This is a genomic window from Helicobacter pylori, assembly GCF_014496485.1.
Lineage (GTDB): Bacteria > Campylobacterota > Campylobacteria > Campylobacterales > Helicobacteraceae > Helicobacter > Helicobacter pylori_DD.
In genome coordinates this window covers 1-20,504 of sequence record NZ_JACTAX010000003.1, presented here as the reverse complement: position 1 = coordinate 20,504, position 20,504 = coordinate 1, and the positions used below count along the sequence as shown (strand labels likewise).

Below are 20,504 nucleotides of genomic sequence, written 5' to 3'. Positions count from 1 at the left end.
GTATTTCTATTCGTAACAATTAATAAAAATAAGAAAGATTAAAAACAAAATTTTATTTTTAATCTGGTTTTAATAATAATTATCATACTATTCTATCTCAATCTTTTAGTGGATTTTGTTTTTTTTTTTTTTGATTTTTATTTTTTAAATTTTTAAATTAAGGAGAATTGTTGGATGTTTTTAAGATCATACCCAAAGCTTAGATACGCTTTATGTTTACCCCTACTCACTGAGACTTGCTATAGCGAGGAGCGCACTTTAAATAAGGTTACCACCCAAGCTAAAAGGATTTTCACTTATAATAATGAGTTTAAAGTCACTTCTAAAGAATTGGATCAACGCCAAAGCAATGAAGTCAAAGACCTGTTTAGGACTAACCCTGATGTGAATGTGGGCGGAGGGAGCGTGATGGGGCAGAAAATCTATGTGAGAGGCATTGAAGACAGGCTTTTAAGGGTTACGGTGGATGGGGCTGCGCAAAATGGCAATATCTACCACCACCAAGGCAATACCGTGATTGACCCTGGCATGCTCAAAAGCGTGGAAGTGACTAAAGGCGCAGCGAATGCGAGCGCGGGGCCAGGAGCGATTGCGGGAGTGATTAAAATGGAGACTAAAGGAGCGGCTGATTTTATCCCTAGGGGGAAAAATTATGCAGCGAGTGGGGCGGTGAGTTTTTATACCAATTTTGGCGATCGAGAGACTTTTAGATCGGCTTACAAAAGCACGCATTTTGATATTATCGCTTACTACACGCACCAAAACATCTTCTATTATAGAAGCGGCGCTACAGCGATGAAAAACCTATTCCATCCCACACAAGCCGATAAAGAGCCAGGAACTCCTAGCGAGCAAAACAACGCTTTGATTAAAATGAATGGTTATTTGAGCGACAGAGACACGCTCACTTTCAGTTGGAACATGACACGAGATAACGCTACACGCCCTTTAAGGAGCAACGCTATAGGGTTAGCCTATCCTTGTGAAGTCCCCTTTAGCCCTGATGGCGCTCAAGGGTGTCCTAATGTGTTAGATAGTTTCACAAGGTATTTGTATCACTCTATTAATAGCGCTAACAATCTTTCCTTACAATACAAAAGGGAAGCGGGAAATTCTTTTGGCGACCCACGATTAGATTTTACCCTCTATACAAGCATCAGGAACGCTCAGTTTGATCCCCTATTTGATCCTAATGGCGTTTATGCCAAATTCCCCACTTCTTTAGCGAGCGCATGGGAAAGAGAAAATTACCCATGCGTTGAAGGCGGGTATTGCACCCCAAGCTTTTTGGATGTGGATAAACCAAGCTCACAGCCTAGGGATTTGTTTTTAAACAACACCGGCTTAAACCTTAAAGTCGCGCATGTGATTGATGAAGCCACAGACAGCCTTTTTGAATACGGATTCAACTACCAAAATTTGAGCGTTTTTGACGCTCGTATCCCTAAATCAGAATTATACAGACCTAATCAAGTTTATACTGATGATAAAGGGCAAAAACAAATCGCTTGTTCTCTTGTGGATAATAACCCCAATGACCCTACTTTATGCCAAAGAGGGAAAGCGAACGGGAATATTTATGGAGGCTATGTGCAAGCGAATTACTCGCCTCATAAAATCATCACTTTTGGAGCCGGGGTAAGGTGGGACGCATACACGCTTTATGATAAAGACTGGAACCACCGCTACACTCAAGGCTTTAGCCCTAGTGCAGCTCTTGTGTTAAGCCCCATTGAGCCTTTATCTTTAAAAATCACTTATTCTCAAGTTACAAGGGGGGTTATGCCAGGAGATGGCGTGTATATGCGCCAAAACGATTTGCGATACGCTAAAAACATCAAGCCTGAAGTGGGCTCTAACGCTGAATTTAATATTGATTATTCAAGCCAGTATTTTAGCGGGAGGGCTGCAGCGTTTTATCAGGCTTTGGATAATTTCATCTCCCAATACGCGCAAAGTTTGATTGTAACCAATTTAAATCAAGCGATTAGGATTTATGGCTATGAGGTGGGTGGGACTTTTAGATACAAGGGCGTGAGTTTGAATGTGGGGATCTCGCGCACTTGGCCCACCACTAGGGGGTATTTAATGGCGGATAGCTATGAGCTTGCCGCAAGCACCGGTAATGTTTTTATCATTAAATTGGATTACACCATTCCAAAAACAGGGATCAATCTTGCTTGGCTTAGCCGTTTTGTCACCGGTTTAGATTATTGCGGGTTTGATATTTACTTGCCTGATTACGGGACGGCTGAGAAACCCAAAACCCCTACCGATTTAGCCAAATGCGGTTTTCAATTAGGGTTAGTGCATATGCACAAACCGGGCTATGGCGTGAGTAATTTTTATATCAATTGGAGTCCTAAAACCAAAAGCCGCTGGAAAGGTTTGTTGCTTTCTGCCGTGTTCAATAATGTTTTCAACAAATTCTATGTGGATCAAACAAGCCCTTATGTCATGAGCCCGGATATGCCAGGCACTGACGCTATTAAAAGAGCGATCGCTGAGCCTGGGTTTAACGCGCGTTTTGAAGTGGCTTACAAATGGTGATTAGTGGAGCTTTAAGCGTTGCGCATGCGTGATAGCAACGGCTATCGCATCGCTAATATCCAAAGGCTTGATTTCGCTTGTGATGTTAAGCAGGCGTTTGACCATAAAGGCCACTTGCTCTTTAGCGGCTTTCCCGTTACCGGTCAGGGCTTTTTTGACCTGTAGGGGCGTGTATTCGCTGAAATTACCGATCCTTTCTAAAATCTTTAAGGACAACGCCCCCCTGAATTGCGCGAGCTTGATCACGCTTTTAGGGTTATACGCAAAGAAAATATCTTCAATCGCCACTTCATTAACTTCGTAACGATCCAATAAGCAATCTAAGGCTTCTATCAAATCTAAAATCTGTTCTTGCAAGCGTGTCGTGGTGATATTAATGAACCCGGCCGTGATTAAAGAAAGCTTGTTAGAAGTGTGAGAAATGATAGCATACCCGCATTTCCTGCTGCCTGGGTCTATTCCTAAAATACGCATCAATCATTCCTATTATTTAATTGCAAGGTTTAAAAAAACGCTATTATTATATCCATGTTTCTTGTTGGCGCAAAATACAAGATTGCATTAAGAATTTTTAAAAAATTTAGCGTATAAATAAGGGAGCAATAAATGAAAGCAAACACAATCATACTAGTGGATTGGGAGAATTTCAGGCGCGATATTAAACAAACAAAGTGCGTTAATTACAATATTGCTTTAGATGTGATCGTTACTATCAGAGCTTTTTTACTAGATGATGAATGGATCAGCCGTATTTACTTTTATACCACCCCACCCTTTGATTTTGAACATGCGTTATGGGATAAAAGGAATGACACTCTCCAAAATGAAAAAAATCCGGGAACAGAAATGAAAATCTTCACGAGCAGCGACATTGAAGAGATCTTACAAAGCAGTGAAGCGACTAAATGGGAGAAGATTTATAGCGATGTGGAAAATTTCCAACATGATCTGGCTTCATTGGATCAAGTGGAATTGAGGTTAGGGAGGACTAAGTTAAACGCAATAAGAGTGGAGTTTGATGGGAGTTATAGGGCGTTATTAGAACAAAAGCAGGTGGATATGCTCATGGGTCTTGACATTCAAAGAATAGCCTTTAAAAAAATAGCTGATAGGATTTTGATATTTTCAAAAGATACGGATCTAATCCCAGCGCTCAAATTAGCCAGAGATGAGGGGTTAAGGGTGGATATTGCCGATTTGTCTAACAGATTGTCTCTTCTTAGCCAGGATTTGAAATACAATTCTGATAAAGTGAGGAAATTGAGCAGTAACGAAGTCAAAGACAAGCTGTTTTCAATCAGAGAAAACCTTACTAAAACCAACTGGGCTTTAAACTAAACCCTAAAAAGGGTTATTTCATTTTTATAGAGTTTAAAAAATCGTTTTTTAAAAGCTCAATTATTGGCGTTTAATCACAACGGAGTCAAAATTTTTAAAGGGGTTTTTAGGCTTATTTTTCTCATACTGACTGGGTAAGCTCGGGTAGTTCGTTACTTCTTGCTTATTTTTTTGTGGTAGGATTGGGGTTATTAGAGTTTAAAGAAGAAGCTAAACGCTCTCCATCTTTTGTAATTAAGCTAGGGTCTATAAACTTAGCTTGCTCTCTAAGATTTCCTACTTTTTTTCAAACCCTATAATAACCCACTCACTCTTTAATCATTCGCCTTATCCATTATCCTTCTCGCTTCCTCTATGATTTGATTGTAGCTATACTCTTCGTTAGTTTTCATTTCCTGACTTCCTTGACTTTTTAAAGTTTTTGTTTTATAGTTTCAATGCAAGCCCACTCCATCGGCTTATTCTTTAAGCGTTCTTGCCTACGGAATGAAAGAGTGGATAATGTCCGCCTCGTCAATCTCTGCTTTAACATCGTTTTTTGTTTTTCATTCATTCTCCTTGAAAAGATTTAGGTCGTTATTTGGCTTTGTTGGGGTTTTTATGGTAGCATTCTTACAGACATCGCTATAGGAACTCGACCTATGGTTGCCCCTTAGAGGGTTTGGTGTCTTGCATTAAAGCTTTGATTGATGCATCATTTTTAAGATTAATTCATTTTTCACCCATTGACTCATTAAAGTTTTTTAAGTATTATTCTCTGTAGCACCACTATAGGAACTCAACCTATGGTGCACCTTCGCATCAGCGTCGAGTGAGGTGCTTGAAAATTCTTTATAAACTTCATTATCCTTATAACTCCCATTGTTCTTATACATTGTTTTTAAAGCTAATTCACTCTTTCTATTATTTAATATTTTTGCGCTAATATTGTCAAGGCATGGGTTGGAGAATAACTTTCTAACCCATACTAAAAACACTTTGAGTATGCCAATAGACCCTGACACATAAGACGCAAGGGCTTGTGTATGGTCAAGGTGAGGCTTTTTAATGCTTTTCATTGCTTACTCCTTGTGTTTAATTTTTTATTGTTAAAGTTTCAAAACGCATTAGCTTTTTCAAGTATGTCTAGCACTCAACTCATAACTGATGTTTAATCGCCATTCTGAGATTTTGCTAATGTTTTTCTATGGGCTACACTATCCTTATAATTTCGTTTTATGCTTCGTTTTATGCATTTTTTGCATTGTTTTTAGCGTTAACTCATGTTTTTCGGCGTTGGCTTGCTCTAAGGGGCTTAAATTGGTAGGTTTGGGTGTGGTTTGGTTATCTAATTCTGTATTTTTTAATAAATCCTCTTGATCTGTTAGCGGTTTTTGGGTAGGATTAGGTTCATAGGGGTGGTTTCCAGAGTGTAGACTGGCATCCCTAAAATCTATAAAATTCCTATCGCTATAAAAATCAAAAATCTTATTTCCATTATTTAAATCATCTACGACTAACCTAAGCTTTACGCCGTTATTCTCCCATTCGTAAGCGTATCTAAATCCGTTTTTAAGCCTTTCAAAACTCTCTAATAACACGCTTCCGTTCTTGATAACTTCGCTCATGTTGATTAGCTCGTCGTTCGTTAGTCCGCCTGTGTTCTCTACTCCGTAATGTTTAACTAAAATCTTTTTAGCACCTGCATGCCTTGTGCCTTGATCTAAAATGTAAAGGTCGTTTAAATCTATGCCTTTAATTTCTGCTTGGTCTAGCTCGCCCTTAAACACTTTTAAAACCTGTTGCTGTTCTTTAGTCAGCTTGCCTTCATCAATCTTTTGCAATTCTTGTAAGGCTTTTTCGTATTTAGTAGCCTTTTCTTTGATCTCTTCGCTCGCTTGTTTGACGCCGTTAGTAAGCTCTTCAATGATTTTAAGCGTGTTGTTGCTAAATTTAGCGTTTTTCACACTTAATTCTAAATTCTTACTAAAGTCGCTTATTGTGTGGCTTCTTTCTAACGCTCTTTTTAAATGATACTTCAAGGCTGCGCCTGCGGTGGCTTCGTTTAAAAGCGTAGCCGCTAAACTAAAAAACTTTTTTTAAGAGCGCAGTTGTTGCAAGGCTTCTTTAATCGCTGCTTCTATGCTGAGATTGGGTTTTAGGGTTTTTAAGACTTGGTTGATTTCGGTGCTTTTAAATCCCAAACTCTCTAGGGCTAAAAAAACCTCATTGCGTGCGGGTCTGTTTTCATCTTGAATGAAAAAGCCAATCAAATCCACCATGATCTTATCAGCGAGCTTTTTGCCAATGCCTGGGACTTGCTGGAGTCTTTTGACTTCTTTGGTGGCGATAATGTTTTCAAATTCATTCGGCGAAAAGCTTGAAAGAATGGCTAAAGCGATACGCCCCCCTACCCCATTGATTTTTAAAAGCCTTTCAAAGAGGATTTTTTCGCTCTCTTCTAAAAACCCGTATAAAAGATGCGCGTCTTCTTTGATCACTTGTAAGATTTTCAAACGCGCTTTTTGGCCCGCTTGGAGTAAAGCAGCCGTTCGCATAGAAACTTGCACCCCATAAACAACCCCTTGCACTTCTATATGCGCTTCTAAAGCGGAGATTTTTTCCACAACCCCTATCAAACCCACTATCATTTTTATCCCTTTCTTATTTCTTGTTCTAGCCTTTTATCGCGCTTTTAGGGATTTTTTTGATTTTATGATCTTCATAGATCACATTCACGCTTTCATTATGGCTTAACATAGCGCTCAAGTTACTCACTTTGGGGTAATTGCGATGATAAATCACGATATTTTCTTGCTTGAAAGGGTTTTTAGTCATAACGCTTGCATGCTGGAAGCTGTTTTCTATGCTAATGAGTTTAGCGTAACATTCGTTATTGATTTTTTGCAATTCTAGCATTTGAGCTTTTAAGATTTTCAAACGCTTCAAAGCAAACATAAACTCGCTATAAGCGTCTTTCACGCTTTCTTGTTGCATTAAAGAGCGTTTGATTTCTTCAGTGGCGTTTTTAAGCTTTTCCATAATCGTTTGATTGTTTTTGACCAAGTGGTTTAAGGACTGGTGCTGAGCGATGATTTTTTTGGATTTTACCCCTAAGGCATTGAGTTTTTGTTTAGCGGCTTTCAATTCTTCTTGGTTTTCTCGCCCCCCAAAAGCGTAAAAAATAAAGCGGTTGCCATTGCCATCCACCTCATCAATCAAACATTGCTTGGAAAAATACAGCTTGTTATCGCTTTTAAGCTTTTCTAAAGCGATTTCTTTCGCATAGACCACGCTCCCCGCGCTCGCTTCCACTTTAACGCTATTGGCATACACTTTAGCACGCTCCAAATACTTGCACTCAAACTCTTTAGCGTAACACACGCCCTTATGGTTAGTGATGCGCGCTTGATTGGCATAGACATAGCTTTCAGGGTGGATTTGCCCCTCTATAGTGATTTCTTTGGCCACTAAGATCACATTCTTGCCCACATTGCCCTTAATGTTAATTACGCTCGCTTCTAAAATGAGATTAGAATCAATCGCATCGCTCAATTCGTCTTTAGCTTGGATCTCTAAAGCTAACCCGCTCTCCACTCCCCCTAAAAGATTAGGCACTTCAATGGATTTGATCCCATTTTTAAATATAAAATTTTGCTTAGAAACCAAACGCCCTTTTTCCATTTTAACCCCTTGTAAGGCTTTGGAGTAATACACTAAAGCGTTATTTTCTTCTCTTTCTTCAAAAGCGTTTTTGTCATGCCCTATGGGGGTGGGCGAATGGGCAACTTTAGGCAATTCAATATAAAGGCCTTTAAGGTTACGGCCGTCTCTGCCTTGCTTGGGGTAATTCACGCAAGCGACTTTTTGATTTTCTTTAGCGATATAGTAATTTTCTTTAACAAGCGATTCTTCTTGATCGCTTAAAAAAATGGTATGCGTTGGAAGGTATTCTTCTTCTAGTAAAAAATGGGATTGTTCTTCTGTATTAGGGATAAAGGTTGAAGAAGCGTATAAAATAAAGCGCTTATTTTGGGATTCTTTTTGATATTTTCTTAACTCTGTTTTTAAATTTTCATACATTTGTGAAAAATGCCTAAACACCACGCCTTCAAAAGCCAAACGCTCCTTAATATACGCAAACATTTCTTGGTAATATTCTTCAGTGTCTAGGACAATAAAACACTCATCTAAAATAATTTCTATTTTGCTTAAATCTTCATCCACTTGCACTTCAAAAAAGCGCTTATAAGCATTTGATTTGATTTTAATGTCGTGGGTTTGATAAAGGGTTAGCTCTTTTTTTTCATAGTATTCCTCTTCTTCTAATTGTTGCAATTCCCCACCAAAAGCCTCGCTAAAATCGTCTTTAGCGCTGTTTTTGATAAAAATAGAAGTTTTTAAAATCTCAAACCATAGATCTTCTGTTTGTAATTTATTTTCAGCGGCCGCTTTTTTTAATTCTTTTTGAATGTCTTTGCACCGCTCAACTTTTATAGGGGCAAAACGCTCCAAGCTCATTTTTTAATCCTTAAAATGGTATAATATAAGAATTTGAAAAAAGAAATATGCTAACAAAAAAACACTGAAAATTAGGTAATAACTGCGACTGATATGCTAAAAAAAATATTTTTAACCAACAGCTTAGGGATTTTATGCTCTAGGATTTTTGGCTTTTTGCGGGATTTGATGATGGCTAATATTCTAGGGGCTGGGGTGTATAGCGATATTTTCTTTGTGGCTTTCAAATTGCCTAATTTATTCAGGCGTATTTTTGCGGAGGGCTCTTTTTCTCAAAGCTTTTTACCAAGCTTCATACGAAGCTCCATTAAAGGGAGTTTTGCGGGTTTGGTGGGGCTTATTTTTTGCGGCGTTTTATTCATGTGGTGCTTATTAGTAGCGCTCAATCCCTTATGGCTAACCAAACTCCTAGCTTACGGCTTTGATGAAGAAACACTCAAACTATGCGCCCCTATTGTAGCGATCAATTTTTGGTATCTTTTATTGGTGTTTATCACCACTTTTTTAGGCGCGCTTTTACAATACAAACACAGCTTTTTTGCCAGCGCTTATAGCGCAAGCTTACTCAATTTATGCATGATTTTAGCCCTTTTTATTTCTAAAGAAAAAACGCATTTAGAAGCGTTGTATTATTTGAGCTATGGCGTGCTTTTAGGGGGCGTGGCTCAAATCTTATTGCACTTTTATCCTTTAGTGAAATTAGGCTTATGGGATTTATTGTTTAAAGGGTTGGTGGGTTTTAAGACTAAAAACGCGCTCAAAAAAGAATACCGCTCTAAAAGGGCTAAAAGGGATTTGAAAGGGTTTTTCAAGCAATTCCTCCCCAGCGTTTTAGGCAATTCTAGCGCTCAAATCGCTTCTTTTTTAGACACCACGATCGCCTCTTTTCTATCGAGTGGGAGCGTGTCTTATTTGTATTACGCTAATAGAGTCTTCCAGCTCCCTTTAGCGTTATTTGCTATCGCTATCTCTAGCGCCCTTTTCCCTAGCATTGCGATCGCGCTTAAAAACAATCAGCAGGATTTAATCTTACAGCGCTTGCAAAAGGCGTGGTTTTTTTTGGTGGGGGTTTTGCTTCTTTGCAGCATTGGGGGGATCATGTTAAGCAAAGAAATCACCGAGCTTTTATTTGAAAGGGGGCAATTTAGCCCTAAAGACACCTTAATCACTTCGCAAGTCTTTTCGCTCTATCTTTTAGGCTTGCTCCCTTTTGGGCTAACTAAACTCTTTTCTTTGTGGCTTTATGCGAAATTAGAGCAAAAAAAAGCGGCTAAAATCTCTTTAATTTCGCTTTTTTTAGGTTTAGCGGCTTCTTTGAGTTTAATGCCTTTGTTAGGGGTTTTGGGTTTAGCGTTAGCGAATAGTTTGAGCGGGTTGTTTTTATTTGTTTTAACAATAAAAGCGTTTGGCTTTCAATTATTCTTGGGTATAATCAAGAATTTAAAATCATGGCTTGTAATCCTTTTCCTCGCTTGCGTGGAAATCTTATTACTCTTAGCGTTCAAATCGTGGGTTACACATTTATATTTATTTTATTATTTTCAAGGTTTTTAAATGTTTATTTATGATACCAAATCAAAACAAAAAGTCCCTTTTGAGCCTTTAATCCAAAATAAGGCGAATATTTATGTGTGCGGGCCTACGGTGTATGATGACGCTCATTTAGGGCATGCCAGGAGCGCGATTGCCTTTGATTTGTTAAGACGAACGCTTGAGTTGAGCGGCTATGAAGTGGTGTTAGTAAGGAATTTCACGGATATTGACGATAAGATCATCAACAAAGCCTTAAAAGAAAGCAAAAGCATTCAAGAATTAAGCAGCATTTACATTGAATCTTACACGAGGGATTTAAACGCTTTGAACGTGAAAAAACCCAGCCTAGAGCCTAAAGCGAGCGAGTATTTAGACGCTATGGTGCGCATGATTGAAACGCTTTTAGAAAAAAATTTCGCTTATAGAGTCTCTAATGGGGATATTTATTTAGACACGAGCAAGGATAAAGATTACGGCTCTTTGAGCGTGCATAATAGCAGTATGGAATTTAGCCGTATCGGTTTGGTGCAAGAAAAACGGCTTGAGCAAGATTTTGTATTGTGGAAAAGCTATAAGGGGGATAATGATGTGGGCTTTGATAGCCCTTTAGGCAAAGGGCGCCCTGGCTGGCATATAGAATGCTCTAGCATGGTTTTTGAAACTTTAGCGCTCGCTAACGCCCCTTATCAAATTGATATTCATGCAGGCGGAGCGGATTTGTTATTCCCCCATCATGAAAATGAAGCGTGCCAAACCCGTTGCGCCTTTGGTGTGGAGATCGCTAAATACTGGATGCATAATGGCTTTGTGAATATCAATAATGAAAAAATGTCTAAAAGTTTAGGGAATAGCTTTTTTGTTAAAGACGCTCTCAAAAACTATGATGGCGAAATTTTGCGCAATTACTTACTAGGGGTGCATTATCGCTCTGTTTTGAATTTCAATGAAGAAGACTTGTTAGTGAGTAAAAAACGCTTGGATAAAATCTATCGCTTAAAACAGCGCGTTTTAGGGACTTTAGGAGGAATAAACCCAAATTTTAAAAAAGAAATTTTAGAGTGCATGCAAGATGATTTAAACGTTTCTAAAGCGTTGAGCGTTTTAGAAAGCATGCTTTCTTCCACGAATGAAAAACTGGATCAAAACCCCAAAAACAAGGCTTTGAAGGGCGAAATTTTAGCGAATTTGAAATTCATAGAAGAACTGCTTGGCATCGGGTTTAAAGACCCTAGCGCGTATTTCCAATTAGGCGTGAGCGAGAGCGAAAAACAAGAAATTGAAAGCAAAATAGAAGAAAGAAAACGCGCCAAAGAACAAAAAGATTTTTTAAAAGCCGATAGCATCAGAGAAGAGCTTTTAAACCGCAAAATCGCTTTGATGGACACCCCACAAGGCACGATTTGGGAGAAGCTTTTTTAAACGCCTCCCATTTTACCTTTTTACACATTCTAGCCCAAAATTTCAGCCATTTTACTTTTTAATCCTATGGGTTTTATATTCATTTATCTTAACTTAATAAAAATTGAACATTGGTTGTAGATACCACATATTTATAGCCTTAATCGTAAATGCAACAGAAATTTTCTAGTCTAAAGTCGCACCCTTTGTGCAAAAATCGTTTTACAAAAAGAAAGGAAGAAAATGGAAATACAACAAACACACCGCAAAATCAATCGCCCTATTATCTCTCTCGCTTTAGTGGGGGTGTTAATGGGTACTGAACTAGGGGCTAACACGCCAAATGATCCCATACACAGCGAGAGTCGCGCCTTTTTTACAACCGTGATCATTCCAGCCATTGTTGGGGGTATCGCTACAGGTGCTGCTGTAGGAACGGTTTCAGGGCTTCTTAGCTGGGGGCTCAAACAAGCCGAACAAGCCAATAAAGCCCCGGACAAACCCGATAAAGTTTGGCGCATTCAAGCAGGAAGAGGCTTTGATAATTTCCCCCACAAGCAATACGACTTATATAAATCCCTACTATCTAGCAAGATTGATGGAGGTTGGGACTGGGGGAATGCCGCTAGGCATTATTGGGTCAAAGACGGGCAATGGAACAAGCTTGAAGTGGATATGCAAAACGCTGTAGGGACTTATAACCTTTCAGGCCTTATCAACTTTACTGGTGGGGATTTAGACGTCAATATGCAAAAAGCCACTTTACGCTTGGGCCAATTCAATGGCAATTCTTTCACAAGCTTTAAAGATAGCGCCGATCGCACCACGAGAGTGAATTTTGACGCTAAAAATATCTTAATTGATAATTTTGTAGAAATCAACAATCGTGTGGGTTCTGGAGCCGGTAGAAAAGCCAGCTCTACGGTTTTGACTTTAAAAAGTTCAGAAAAAATTACAAGCCGTGAAAACGCGGAAATCTCTCTTTATGATGGCGCCACGCTCAATTTGGTTTCAAGCTCAAATCAGAGCGTTGATCTATATGGTAAGGTGTGGATGGGCCGTTTGCAATACGTGGGAGCGTATTTAGCCCCTTCATACAGCACGATAGACACTTCAAAAGTAACAGGGGAAATGAATTTTCGCCATCTCGCTGTGGGCGATCAAAACGCCGCTCAAGCGGGCATTATCGCTAATAAAAAGACCAATATTGGCGTGCTGGATTTGTGGCAAAGCGCTGGGTTAAGCATTATCACCCCTCCAGAAGGCGGTTATGAGAGTAAAACTAAAGACACCCCTTCTCAAAATAACCCTAAAAATGACACGCAAAAAACAGAAATTCAACCCACGCAAGTCATTGATGGGCCTTTTGCTGGCGGCAAAGACACGGTTGTGAATATTTTCCACTTAAACACTAAAGCCGATGGCACGCTTAGAGCGGGAGGGTTTAAGGCTTCTCTTAGCACGAATGCGGCTCATTTGCATATCGGCGAAGGCGGTGTCAATCTGTCCAATCAAGCGAGCGGGCGCTCTCTTTTAGTGGAAAATCTAACCGGGAATATCACCGTTGAGGGGACTTTAAGGGTGAATAATCAAGTGGGCGGTGCTGCTGTGGCAGGCTCAAGCGCAAATTTTGAGTTTAAGGCTGGTGAAGACACCAACAACGCCACAGCCACTTTCAAAAACGATATCCATCTGGGAAAAGCGGTGAATTTAAGAGTGGATGCTCATACAGCTTATTTTAATGGCAATATTTATCTGGGAAAATCCACGAATTTAAGGGTGAATGGCCATAGCGCTCATTTTAAAAATATTGATGCCAGCAAGAGCGATAATGGTCTAAACACTAGCGCTTTGGATTTGAGCGGCGTTACCAACAAGGTCAATATCAACAAGCTCACTACATCTGCCACTAATGTGAACGTTAAAAACTTTGACATTAAGGAATTGGTGGTTACAACCCGAGTTCAAAGTTTTGGGCAATACACTATTTTTGGCGAAAATATAGGCGATAAGTCGCGCATTGGTGTCGTGAGTTTGCAAACAGGATATAGCCCGGCCTATTCTGGGGGCGTTACTTTTAAAAGCGGTAAAAAACTGGTTATAGATGAAATTTACCATGCCCCTTGGAATTATTTTGACGCTAGGAATATCACCGATGTTGAAGTCAATAAGAGGATTCTTTTTGGAGCCCCAGGAAACATTGCCGGAAAAACAGGGCTTATGTTTAATAACCTAACCCTAAACAGCAACGCGAGCATGGATTATGGCAAAGATTTAGATCTAACCATTCAAGGGCATTTCACCAACAATCAAGGCACGATGAATCTTTTTGTCCAAGATGGGCGTGTAGCAACTTTAAATGCAGGCCATCAAGCAAGCATGATATTTAATAATTTAGTGGATAGCGCGACCGGGTTTTACAAACCACTCATTAAGATCAATAACGCTCAAAATCTCACTAAAAATAAAGAGCATGTTTTAGTGAGAGCGCGAAACATTGATTATAATTTAGTGGGAGTGCAAGGCGCTAGTTATGACAATATTTCTGCAAGCAACACCAATCTGCAAGAGTCATTCAAAGAGCGCCTAGCCCTTTATAACAACAACAACCGCATGGATATTTGTGTGGTGCGAAAAGATAATCTCAATGACATTAAAGCATGCGGGATGGCTATCGGCAATCAAAGCATGGTGAATAACCCTGAAAATTACAAGTATCTTGAAGGTAAGGCATGGAAAAATACAGGGATTAATAAAACGGCTAACAACACCACAATCGCTGTTAATTTAGGCAACAATTCTACGCCTACTAGTTCTGAGAGCAATACCACAAATTTACCCACCAACACCACTAACAAGGCGCGTTTCGCTAGCTACGCTCTCATCAAGAACGCTCCTTTCGCTCATTATAACGCTACCCCTAATTTAGTCGCTATCAATCAGCATGATTTTGGCACCATTGAAAGCGTGTTTGAATTGGCTGATCGCTCTAAAGATATTGACACGCTCTATACTCATTCAGGCGCGCAAGGCAGAGATCTCTTACAAACCTTATTGATTGATAGCCATGATGCGGGTTATGCCAGAACCATGATTGATGCTACAAGCGCTAATGAAATCACCCAGCAATTGAATGCGGCCACTACCACTTTAAACAACATAGCCAGTTTAGAGCATAAAACCAGCGGCTTGCAAACTTTGAGCTTGAGTAACGCGATGATTTTAAATTCTCGTTTAGTCAATCTCTCCAGAAGGCACACCAACCATATTGACTCGTTCGCTAAGCGCTTACAAGCTTTAAAAGACCAAAGATTCGCTTCTTTAGAAAGCGCGGCGGAAGTGTTGTATCAATTTGCCCCTAAATATGAAAAACCCACCAATGTTTGGGCTAACGCTATTGGGGGAACGAGCTTGAATAGTGGCGGTAACGCTTCATTGTATGGCACAAGCGCCGGCGTGGATGCTTACCTTAATGGGGAAGTGGAAGCCATTGTGGGCGGGTTTGGAAGCTATGGTTATAGCTCTTTCAGTAATCAAGCGAACTCTCTTAACTCTGGGGCCAATAACACTAATTTTGGCGTGTATAGCCGTATTTTTGCCAACCAGCATGAATTTGATTTTGAAGCTCAAGGGGCGCTAGGGAGTGATCAATCAAGCTTGAATTTCAAAAGCGCTCTATTGCAAGATTTGAATCAAAGCTATAATTACTTAGCCTATAGCGCTGCAACAAGAGCGAGCTATGGTTATGACTTTGCGTTTTTTAGGAATGCTTTAGTGTTAAAACCAAGCGTGGGCGTGAGCTATAACCATTTAGGTTCAACCAACTTTAAAAGCAACAGCACCAATCAAGTGGCTTTGAAAAATGGCTCTAGCAGTCAGCATTTATTCAACGCTAGCGCCAATGTGGAAGCGCGCTATTATTATGGGAACACTTCATACTTCTATATGAACGCTGGAGTTTTACAAGAGTTCGCTCACTTTGGATCGAATGATGTGGCGTCTTTAAACACCTTTAAAATCAATGCTACTCGCAACCCTTTAAATACCCATGCCAGAGTGATGATGGGTGGGGAATTGCAATTGGCTAAAGAAGTATTTTTGAATTTGGGCGTTGTTTATTTGCACAATTTGATTTCCAACGCAAGCCATTTCGCTTCCAATTTAGGAATGAGGTATAGTTTCTAATACCAATCTAAAAACCCATGCTCAAAGCATGGGTTTGAAATCTTACAAAACATTTAACCCCTACAACGCATACACGACAAGCTTGTTATCATGCCAGATCGCTTCTAAGGGCGTGTCATAAAGCGCGCTTAAATTGTGCGAAGTCATAGCGATTGGCGTGGAAGCTTGTAAAAAAAGTTTTTTATCTTTGAGCATGACCACATGCGTGGAGTGCCTGGCAACCAAGTTGGGATCATGGATATTGACTAAAACGCTCAATTCTCGTTTTTTCATCTCATCTTTAATCGCATCAAAAAAAAGGGCTTGGTTTTTTAAATCTAACGCGCTCGTAGGCTCATCTAGTAACAACAAGGGCGTTCTTTGCAACAAGCTTCTGGCTAAAAGCACCATTTGCCTCTGACCGCCGGACAAATCGTTGATGCCTTGATCTTTTAAGGACTCTAAATCCAAGCGCTCTAAAACGCTAGTCGCTTCTTTAATGTGCTTGGCTTTAGGCATAGCGAATAGATTCAAATGCGTCGCTTTCCCCATTAAAACAAAATCCAACACGCTGAAATTAAACGCATAATATTCCACTTGGGGGATATAAGCGATCAATTTGGCTTTTTCATAAGGCTTTAAGGGTAAAATATCTTTGTTACACGCCTTGATTTCGGTTTCTTCTAAAGGCTTTAAAAGCCCTAAAAGGCATTTTAAAAGCGTGGTTTTACCGGATCCATTAGGCGCTAAAATGCTTGTGATGCTGTTTTTTGGCACGCTAAAACTCAACTTGTCTAAAATGAGTTTTTGAGAATATTTAAAGGACAGGTTTTTAACTTCTAAGACCATCACACCCCCCTAGTCCTGAATAAAAGCCATAGGAAAAAAGGCGCTCCTAAAACGCTTGTCGCAATGCCTACCGGTAAATCATAGGGGGTAATGGTTTTAGCCACCACATCCGCTAAAAGCAAGAAAAACGCTCCCATTAACAAAGAGCTTAAAAGCAGTTTTTGTAAATTCGCCCCAAAAAACAACCTCGCCACATGCGGAATGACCAACCCAATCCAGCCAATCGTGCCGGACACGCTCACCGCTAAAGCACTCGCCACGCTCACGCACACCAAACAAAGCGATCGCAATAACACCGGGTTAATCCCCAAGCTCAAACTTTGCGCATCGCTCAAGCTCAATAAATTGATGCGCCACCTTAACAAAAAAAGCGGGATAAAGCCTAAAGATAGCCCTATGAAAGCGATCAAGCAATCCTTATAACTGCTTAAAGACAAGCTCCCTAAAAGCCACACGACAATCGCTTGCGCTTTTTGGGGGATCACAAAGAATTTTATCGCTCCAGCGAGCGCGCTTAAAAACGCGCTCAACACCACCCCTGAAAGCACCAACGAAAGGACGGAATTGCCTAAAACCCTATTCATCGCTAAGACAGCAAGGCTGGCTAAAATCGCCCCAAAAAACGCTAAAATCGCAATGTTAGACTCCACTACCGCTATCGCCATCGCCACGCCTAGCATCGCCCCGCTAGAAATCCCTAGTAAAAAAGGATCCACTAAGGGGTTTCTAAAAATCGTTTGCATCACCACCCCACTCCCGGACAAACTCGCTCCCACTAAAAGCGCTAAGATCACTCGTGGTAGTCGTATTTCTAAAATAATAACACTTAAAGAGCTCAGCTCTTCATTGTGTAAAAAGTGGTTTTTCACATTAAGGCACACTTCTTGCCATTCTTCCAAACTCAAGGACTCCCCTCCAAACAACAGCACCAACACCGCTAAAATCACGCAAGCTAATGCAATATGATAGGTTTTAAGCATCGCGCTTCCTTTTAAGAACAACTAATCTGAACAAAGAATCATACCAACTACTCGGGAGGATTCTATACAACGCCAACAACAATTGGGTTTTTAAGCCGATCAAATAGCGGGCCTTGATCTTTTGACTCATGCTAAGAAAAACGATTTTTTGCGCCACTTCTTTAGCGTTTAAGGCTTTTTGATACACGCCAGAATAAAAGCTTTTAGCCGCATTCACTTCTAACGCATAAACGCTATCTTCGCTCTCAAAATTCTCAACTGAAAAAGCGGTTTTTTCCCAATTGCTTTTCACCGGGCCTGGCTCAATCAAACACACTTGAACGTTAAAGGGTTTAAGCTCTAAACGCAAGGCATCGCTATAAGCTTCTAAAGCATGCTTACTCGCGCTATAATGGCCTAAAAAGAGCATGCTCACACGCCCTGCTATGGAAGAAAGATTGAAAATCTTAGAATAAGGCTTGTTTTTTAATAAGGGCAAACAGAGTTGCACCACTTCACAAAGAGCGAAAAAATTCACGCTAAATTGCTTTTTAACCTCTTCAATGGGCGTGTCTTCCACGCTCCCAAACACCCCATAACCGGCAGAATTGATCAAAACATCGCAATGATCTTCTTTAGCGCTGATGTTTGAAAACACTTCTTTTAAAGCGTTAGAATCGCTCACATCAATATCAATACTCTCGCATAACGCATGGTTTAACGCTACGCACAAAGTCGCATGCCTAGAGAGCGTATAGACCTTATAGCCTTGATCTAACAGCATTAACGCACACTCCAACCCAATCCCAGAACTCGCCCCAGTGATAACCGCCACCTTTTGGCTTTCTTTTTTCTCTTCTTTCTCTCCAACGCCCATTATCTAACGCTAACCCTCTTATTATTTTTCTAATGCCTCTAATATTCACTTAATATTACTTAATTTTTACTAATATATAGTTCTTGGAATGTTTTTTACAAAAAACGTTTTTAACACCAATTTTAATTAAGGAGAAGCAATGCCTCAAATACAATCATCGCATTCCAATCATTTTGATTTCACCATAGACACAGCGGATCGCACTAAATTATTGATGAGCTATTTAGTCGTGCCTACAACCGCTAATTTCAATAACGTCATGCATGGGGGGGAATTATTGAATTTATTGGATAAAGTGGCTTATGTGTGTTCGACTCGTTATTGCGCTAAAGGAACGGTCACTTTAAGCGTGGATGGGGTTACTTTTAAATACCCCATTCCTGTAGGGAATTTGCTCACTTTTTTAGCCAGCATCAATTATGTGGGCAACACTTCGTGCGAGGTGGGGATTAAGGTTTTGAGCGAAGATATTAAAACTCGTGAAATCACGCACACCAATTCATGCTATTTCACTATGGTGGCTGTGGAAAATGGCAAACCCACCCCCATGCCCAAATACGAGCCTAAAACAGAGGTTGAAATCCGCCGTTATGAAGGGGCTTTGAAGCGTAAGGAAATGCGCACACGAGGGTATTTAAAAAGCGGCAAACACGAGGGTGTTTAAAAAGCCAAAAAGCGTGAGCGGTGTTTTAACTCTAAATTTTACCCCTAAAAAGGGGGGGTAGTTGGTTTGAGCGGTTGGTTTAAGCGTTATAAGAGATGTGGGCGGTTCAAAACAACTCGCTATGACTGCCTAGCCTTACTAAAAAAAGAGTGTTTTCTTGTTTTTTAATTTGACAGACAAGCAATAAATCCGGTTTTAGGTGGCATTCCCTAAAGTCTTTTAAAGCGCCTTTGAGCGGGTGATCTCTATACTTGGGAGCTAGGGGTTGCTCTGTGGCTCAATTTCCAACCACTTTATACAAAAGCCTTAAATCAAACCCATTTTTAACAAGAATTTTAAGATCCTTATCAAATTTTTTACTGGTTTCAATTGTCAGCATTTTTAAATCTTAAGTCTTCACAATGCTTCTTAAAACTCTCTATGCTTTTAAAACAAAGGCGATTCTTAGTATCCTTAGCCCTTGCTAAGATTTCTCGCTCTTCTTCTATGGTGTATCCATTTTCGGTTAAATGGAGCGCTTTAAATTGGAGCGCTTTTTTAATCCTTTGTTTTTGAATTTGGATTTCTTTCAATTTTTCTAACGCTCTTTTTTGTTTGGTCTTGATAGAATTTAAAAAGTTAAAAAGCTGTTTTTCGCTGTATTTTGTGTAGTCTTTTTCTGCGGTGGTGTTAGGCATGCTTATTCCTTTTTTAAAAATATCAGCTCATTATAGCGCAAGCGATTTGGTTTAAGCGTTATAAGTTGTGCGGATAATTTAAAACAGCTCGCTATGACTGCCTAACCTTAACAAAATCAGTTCATCATCTTGCACTAAATACACAAGCAAAATATCGGCTTTAATATGGCATTCCCTAAAAGGTTTCCACTTTCCCTTTAAAGCATGATCTTTAAATTGGGGATCTAGCGGTTCTTTTTTTCTTAAGGTTAGAATGACTTTGTTCAAAACGCTATCATCAAACCCATTTTTAACAAGTTTTTTAAAATCTTTTTTGTAAAGGATATGGTGCTTAATTTTCAGCATTCACTTCCTTTTTCACTTCATTTGCCCATGCAGAAAAGTCTTCAATAGTTTCTAAGTTTTCGCCATTTAACGCATCTCTCATGGCTTGTTGCGTTTGAATGTTTGGGATCTTGCACCCCAAACAGCAATCTCTTTTATCATCAAAAGCTTGGCTGATTTTTTGCAAGAGTTCATTTAATGCGTCTATTTTATCCTTAAAGTTTTGATCCCTCTTTTCCAATTCTTTAGCCATTTTTTCTTTAAAAGAAACTCTATCATTTTGCATCTTTTTGATTTTTCGCTCTAATTGATGGATTAAATTAAAAAGCTGTCTTTGGCTGTATTGGGTGTAATCTTTGTTGGTGGTGTTTGGCATGCTTTATTCCTTTATTAAAAATACCAGCTCATTATAGCGCAAGCGATAGAGTGGGATTAAAAAGGTTAGAAAAATAAAAACTAAAGATTAAAAAGCGAAAGTAGTGGGGATTGGCAAAAAGAAAAAGATCAAACCCCTACAAAAAAAAGAGTTCAAAAAAAAGAGTTCAAAACAAAGGGTTCAAAAAAAGAAAAAGAAAGTTCAAAAGAAACCCCTTAAAAGAGAGAGTTCCACAAAGGGTTTAATGTGAGCTTTTAGTAAGCGAACACATAATTCAAATACACGCTATAAAGCC

General features: G+C 39.6%; 16 protein-coding genes and 2 pseudogenes. 6 read left to right on the top strand and 12 right to left on the bottom strand.

Going from position 1 to position 20,504, the window contains the following annotated elements; translation table 11 throughout:
- The first annotated feature begins 174 nt into the window (after positions 1–174).
- A complete protein-coding gene (locus IC572_RS02140) occupies positions 175–2,550 on the top strand; it encodes a TonB-dependent receptor (protein WP_187854911.1) in 2,376 nt (791 codons plus the stop codon).
- On the opposite strand, the gene ruvC is transcribed toward IC572_RS02140, so the two are convergent.
- Entirely contained in the window at positions 2,551–3,024 is a 474-nt protein-coding gene (ruvC, locus tag IC572_RS02135) for a crossover junction endodeoxyribonuclease RuvC (RefSeq protein WP_001221173.1), read from the bottom strand.
- A gap of 132 nt (positions 3,025–3,156) precedes the next feature.
- On the opposite strand from ruvC, the gene IC572_RS02130 reads away from it, so the two are divergent.
- The gene (locus tag IC572_RS02130; protein WP_000646774.1) at positions 3,157–3,888 is read left to right on the top strand and encodes an NYN domain-containing protein; all 732 of its coding nucleotides are present in this window, start codon (positions 3,157–3,159) and stop codon (positions 3,886–3,888) included.
- Between the two features lie 743 nt (positions 3,889–4,631).
- On the opposite strand, the gene IC572_RS02125 is transcribed toward IC572_RS02130, so the two are convergent.
- The 4 genes and pseudogenes from IC572_RS02125 to IC572_RS02110 form a co-directional block, all read right to left on the bottom strand.
- A complete protein-coding gene (locus IC572_RS02125; protein ID WP_187854910.1) occupies positions 4,632–4,946 on the bottom strand; it encodes a DUF3519 domain-containing protein in 315 nt (104 codons plus the stop codon).
- Positions 4,947–5,153: 207 nt separating this feature from the next.
- Positions 5,154–5,909, bottom strand: a pseudogene (locus IC572_RS02120) (DUF3519 domain-containing protein); the annotation flags it as partial.
- 57 nt (positions 5,910–5,966) lie between these two features.
- Positions 5,967–6,518: a Holliday junction branch migration protein RuvA gene (ruvA, locus tag IC572_RS02115; protein WP_000635106.1), complete on the bottom strand. Its 552-nt coding sequence runs from the start codon at positions 6,516–6,518 to the stop codon at positions 5,967–5,969.
- Positions 6,519–6,543: 25 nt separating this feature from the next.
- Complete coding sequence (locus tag IC572_RS02110; RefSeq protein ID WP_187854908.1) at positions 6,544–8,388, bottom strand: FapA family protein; 1,845 nt, start codon at positions 8,386–8,388, stop codon at positions 6,544–6,546.
- A 93-nt stretch (positions 8,389–8,481) separates the two neighbouring features.
- Here IC572_RS02110 and murJ point away from each other — a divergent pair, with 93 nt between their 5' ends.
- The 3 genes from murJ to IC572_RS02095 all read left to right on the top strand — a co-directional run bounded on the left by murJ (position 8,482) and on the right by IC572_RS02095 (position 15,504).
- Complete coding sequence (gene murJ, locus IC572_RS02105) at positions 8,482–9,942, top strand: murein biosynthesis integral membrane protein MurJ (RefSeq protein WP_187854907.1); 1,461 nt, start codon at positions 8,482–8,484, stop codon at positions 9,940–9,942.
- Positions 9,943–11,340 (top strand): cysteine--tRNA ligase, encoded by a 1,398-nt coding sequence (gene cysS, locus IC572_RS02100; RefSeq protein WP_187854906.1) that lies wholly within the window; start codon positions 9,943–9,945, stop codon positions 11,338–11,340.
- A 222-nt stretch (positions 11,341–11,562) separates the two neighbouring features.
- Complete coding sequence (locus tag IC572_RS02095; protein WP_187854905.1) at positions 11,563–15,504, top strand: vacuolating cytotoxin autotransporter; 3,942 nt, start codon at positions 11,563–11,565, stop codon at positions 15,502–15,504.
- Between the two features lie 60 nt (positions 15,505–15,564).
- On the opposite strand, the gene IC572_RS02090 is transcribed toward IC572_RS02095, so the two are convergent.
- Genes IC572_RS02090 through IC572_RS02080 form a run of 3 tightly spaced genes read right to left on the bottom strand, consistent with a single transcriptional unit; the run spans position 15,565 to position 18,168 of the window.
- Positions 15,565–16,332: an ABC transporter ATP-binding protein gene (locus IC572_RS02090; protein ID WP_000242349.1), complete on the bottom strand. Its 768-nt coding sequence runs from the start codon at positions 16,330–16,332 to the stop codon at positions 15,565–15,567.
- The gene (locus tag IC572_RS02085) at positions 16,332–17,312 is read right to left on the bottom strand and encodes a FecCD family ABC transporter permease (RefSeq protein ID WP_000921436.1); all 981 of its coding nucleotides are present in this window, start codon (positions 17,310–17,312) and stop codon (positions 16,332–16,334) included. The genes IC572_RS02090 and IC572_RS02085 overlap by 1 nt, the downstream gene beginning before the upstream one ends.
- Positions 17,305–18,168 carry an SDR family oxidoreductase gene (locus IC572_RS02080; protein ID WP_187854904.1) on the bottom strand — a complete coding sequence of 288 codons (864 nt, stop codon included), beginning with the start codon at positions 18,166–18,168 and terminating at the stop codon, positions 17,305–17,307. The genes IC572_RS02085 and IC572_RS02080 overlap by 8 nt, the downstream gene beginning before the upstream one ends.
- 139 nt (positions 18,169–18,307) lie before the next feature.
- Between IC572_RS02080 and IC572_RS02075 the strand changes: the two genes are divergently transcribed.
- Positions 18,308–18,832: an acyl-CoA thioesterase gene (locus IC572_RS02075; RefSeq protein ID WP_001135603.1), complete on the top strand. Its 525-nt coding sequence runs from the start codon at positions 18,308–18,310 to the stop codon at positions 18,830–18,832.
- Positions 18,833–18,938: 106 nt separating this feature from the next.
- On the opposite strand, the pseudogene IC572_RS02070 reads toward IC572_RS02075, so the two are convergent.
- From IC572_RS02070 to IC572_RS02055, 4 genes and pseudogenes are all read right to left on the bottom strand, one after another.
- A pseudogene (locus tag IC572_RS02070) lies at positions 18,939–19,211 on the bottom strand (HP0892 family type II toxin-antitoxin system mRNA interferase toxin).
- Positions 19,198–19,509: a type II toxin-antitoxin system antitoxin gene (locus IC572_RS02065; protein ID WP_187854903.1), complete on the bottom strand. Its 312-nt coding sequence runs from the start codon at positions 19,507–19,509 to the stop codon at positions 19,198–19,200. The pseudogene IC572_RS02070 and the gene IC572_RS02065 overlap by 14 nt, the downstream one beginning before the upstream one ends.
- Positions 19,510–19,587: 78 nt before the next feature.
- Complete coding sequence (locus IC572_RS02060; RefSeq protein WP_000912775.1) at positions 19,588–19,854, bottom strand: type II toxin-antitoxin system RelE/ParE family toxin; 267 nt, start codon at positions 19,852–19,854, stop codon at positions 19,588–19,590.
- Positions 19,841–20,209, bottom strand: coding sequence for a type II toxin-antitoxin system HP0895 family antitoxin (locus IC572_RS02055; protein ID WP_187854902.1), 369 nt, complete (start codon positions 20,207–20,209; stop codon positions 19,841–19,843). Before IC572_RS02055 ends, IC572_RS02060 begins: the two co-directional genes overlap by 14 nt.
- Between the last annotated feature and the right edge of the window lie 295 nt (positions 20,210–20,504).

What these genes read in the sequence shown, in the direction of transcription:
- IC572_RS02125 (WP_187854910.1), bottom strand. Translation starts at nt 4,946, where the DNA reads ATGAAAAGCATTAAAAAGCCTCACCTTGACCATACACAAGCCCTTGCG.
- IC572_RS02065 (WP_187854903.1), bottom strand. Translation starts at nt 19,509, where the DNA reads ATGCCTAACACCACCGCAGAAAAAGACTACACAAAATACAGCGAAAAA.
- IC572_RS02080 (WP_187854904.1), bottom strand. Translation starts at nt 18,168, where the DNA reads ATGGGCGTTGGAGAGAAAGAAGAGAAAAAAGAAAGCCAAAAGGTGGCG.
- IC572_RS02090 (WP_000242349.1), bottom strand. Translation starts at nt 16,332, where the DNA reads ATGGTCTTAGAAGTTAAAAACCTGTCCTTTAAATATTCTCAAAAACTC.
- IC572_RS02130 (WP_000646774.1), top strand. Translation starts at nt 3,157, where the DNA reads ATGAAAGCAAACACAATCATACTAGTGGATTGGGAGAATTTCAGGCGC.
- IC572_RS02060 (WP_000912775.1), bottom strand. Translation starts at nt 19,854, where the DNA reads ATGCTGAAAATTAAGCACCATATCCTTTACAAAAAAGATTTTAAAAAA.
- ruvA (WP_000635106.1), bottom strand. Translation starts at nt 6,518, where the DNA reads ATGATAGTGGGTTTGATAGGGGTTGTGGAAAAAATCTCCGCTTTAGAA.
- IC572_RS02085 (WP_000921436.1), bottom strand. Translation starts at nt 17,312, where the DNA reads ATGCTTAAAACCTATCATATTGCATTAGCTTGCGTGATTTTAGCGGTG.
- IC572_RS02075 (WP_001135603.1), top strand. Translation starts at nt 18,308, where the DNA reads ATGCCTCAAATACAATCATCGCATTCCAATCATTTTGATTTCACCATA.
- cysS (WP_187854906.1), top strand. Translation starts at nt 9,943, where the DNA reads ATGTTTATTTATGATACCAAATCAAAACAAAAAGTCCCTTTTGAGCCT.
- ruvC (WP_001221173.1), bottom strand. Translation starts at nt 3,024, where the DNA reads ATGCGTATTTTAGGAATAGACCCAGGCAGCAGGAAATGCGGGTATGCT.
- IC572_RS02110 (WP_187854908.1), bottom strand. Translation starts at nt 8,388, where the DNA reads ATGAGCTTGGAGCGTTTTGCCCCTATAAAAGTTGAGCGGTGCAAAGAC.
- IC572_RS02095 (WP_187854905.1), top strand. Translation starts at nt 11,563, where the DNA reads ATGGAAATACAACAAACACACCGCAAAATCAATCGCCCTATTATCTCT.
- IC572_RS02140 (WP_187854911.1), top strand. Translation starts at nt 175, where the DNA reads ATGTTTTTAAGATCATACCCAAAGCTTAGATACGCTTTATGTTTACCC.
- murJ (WP_187854907.1), top strand. Translation starts at nt 8,482, where the DNA reads ATGCTAAAAAAAATATTTTTAACCAACAGCTTAGGGATTTTATGCTCT.
- IC572_RS02055 (WP_187854902.1), bottom strand. Translation starts at nt 20,209, where the DNA reads ATGCCAAACACCACCAACAAAGATTACACCCAATACAGCCAAAGACAG.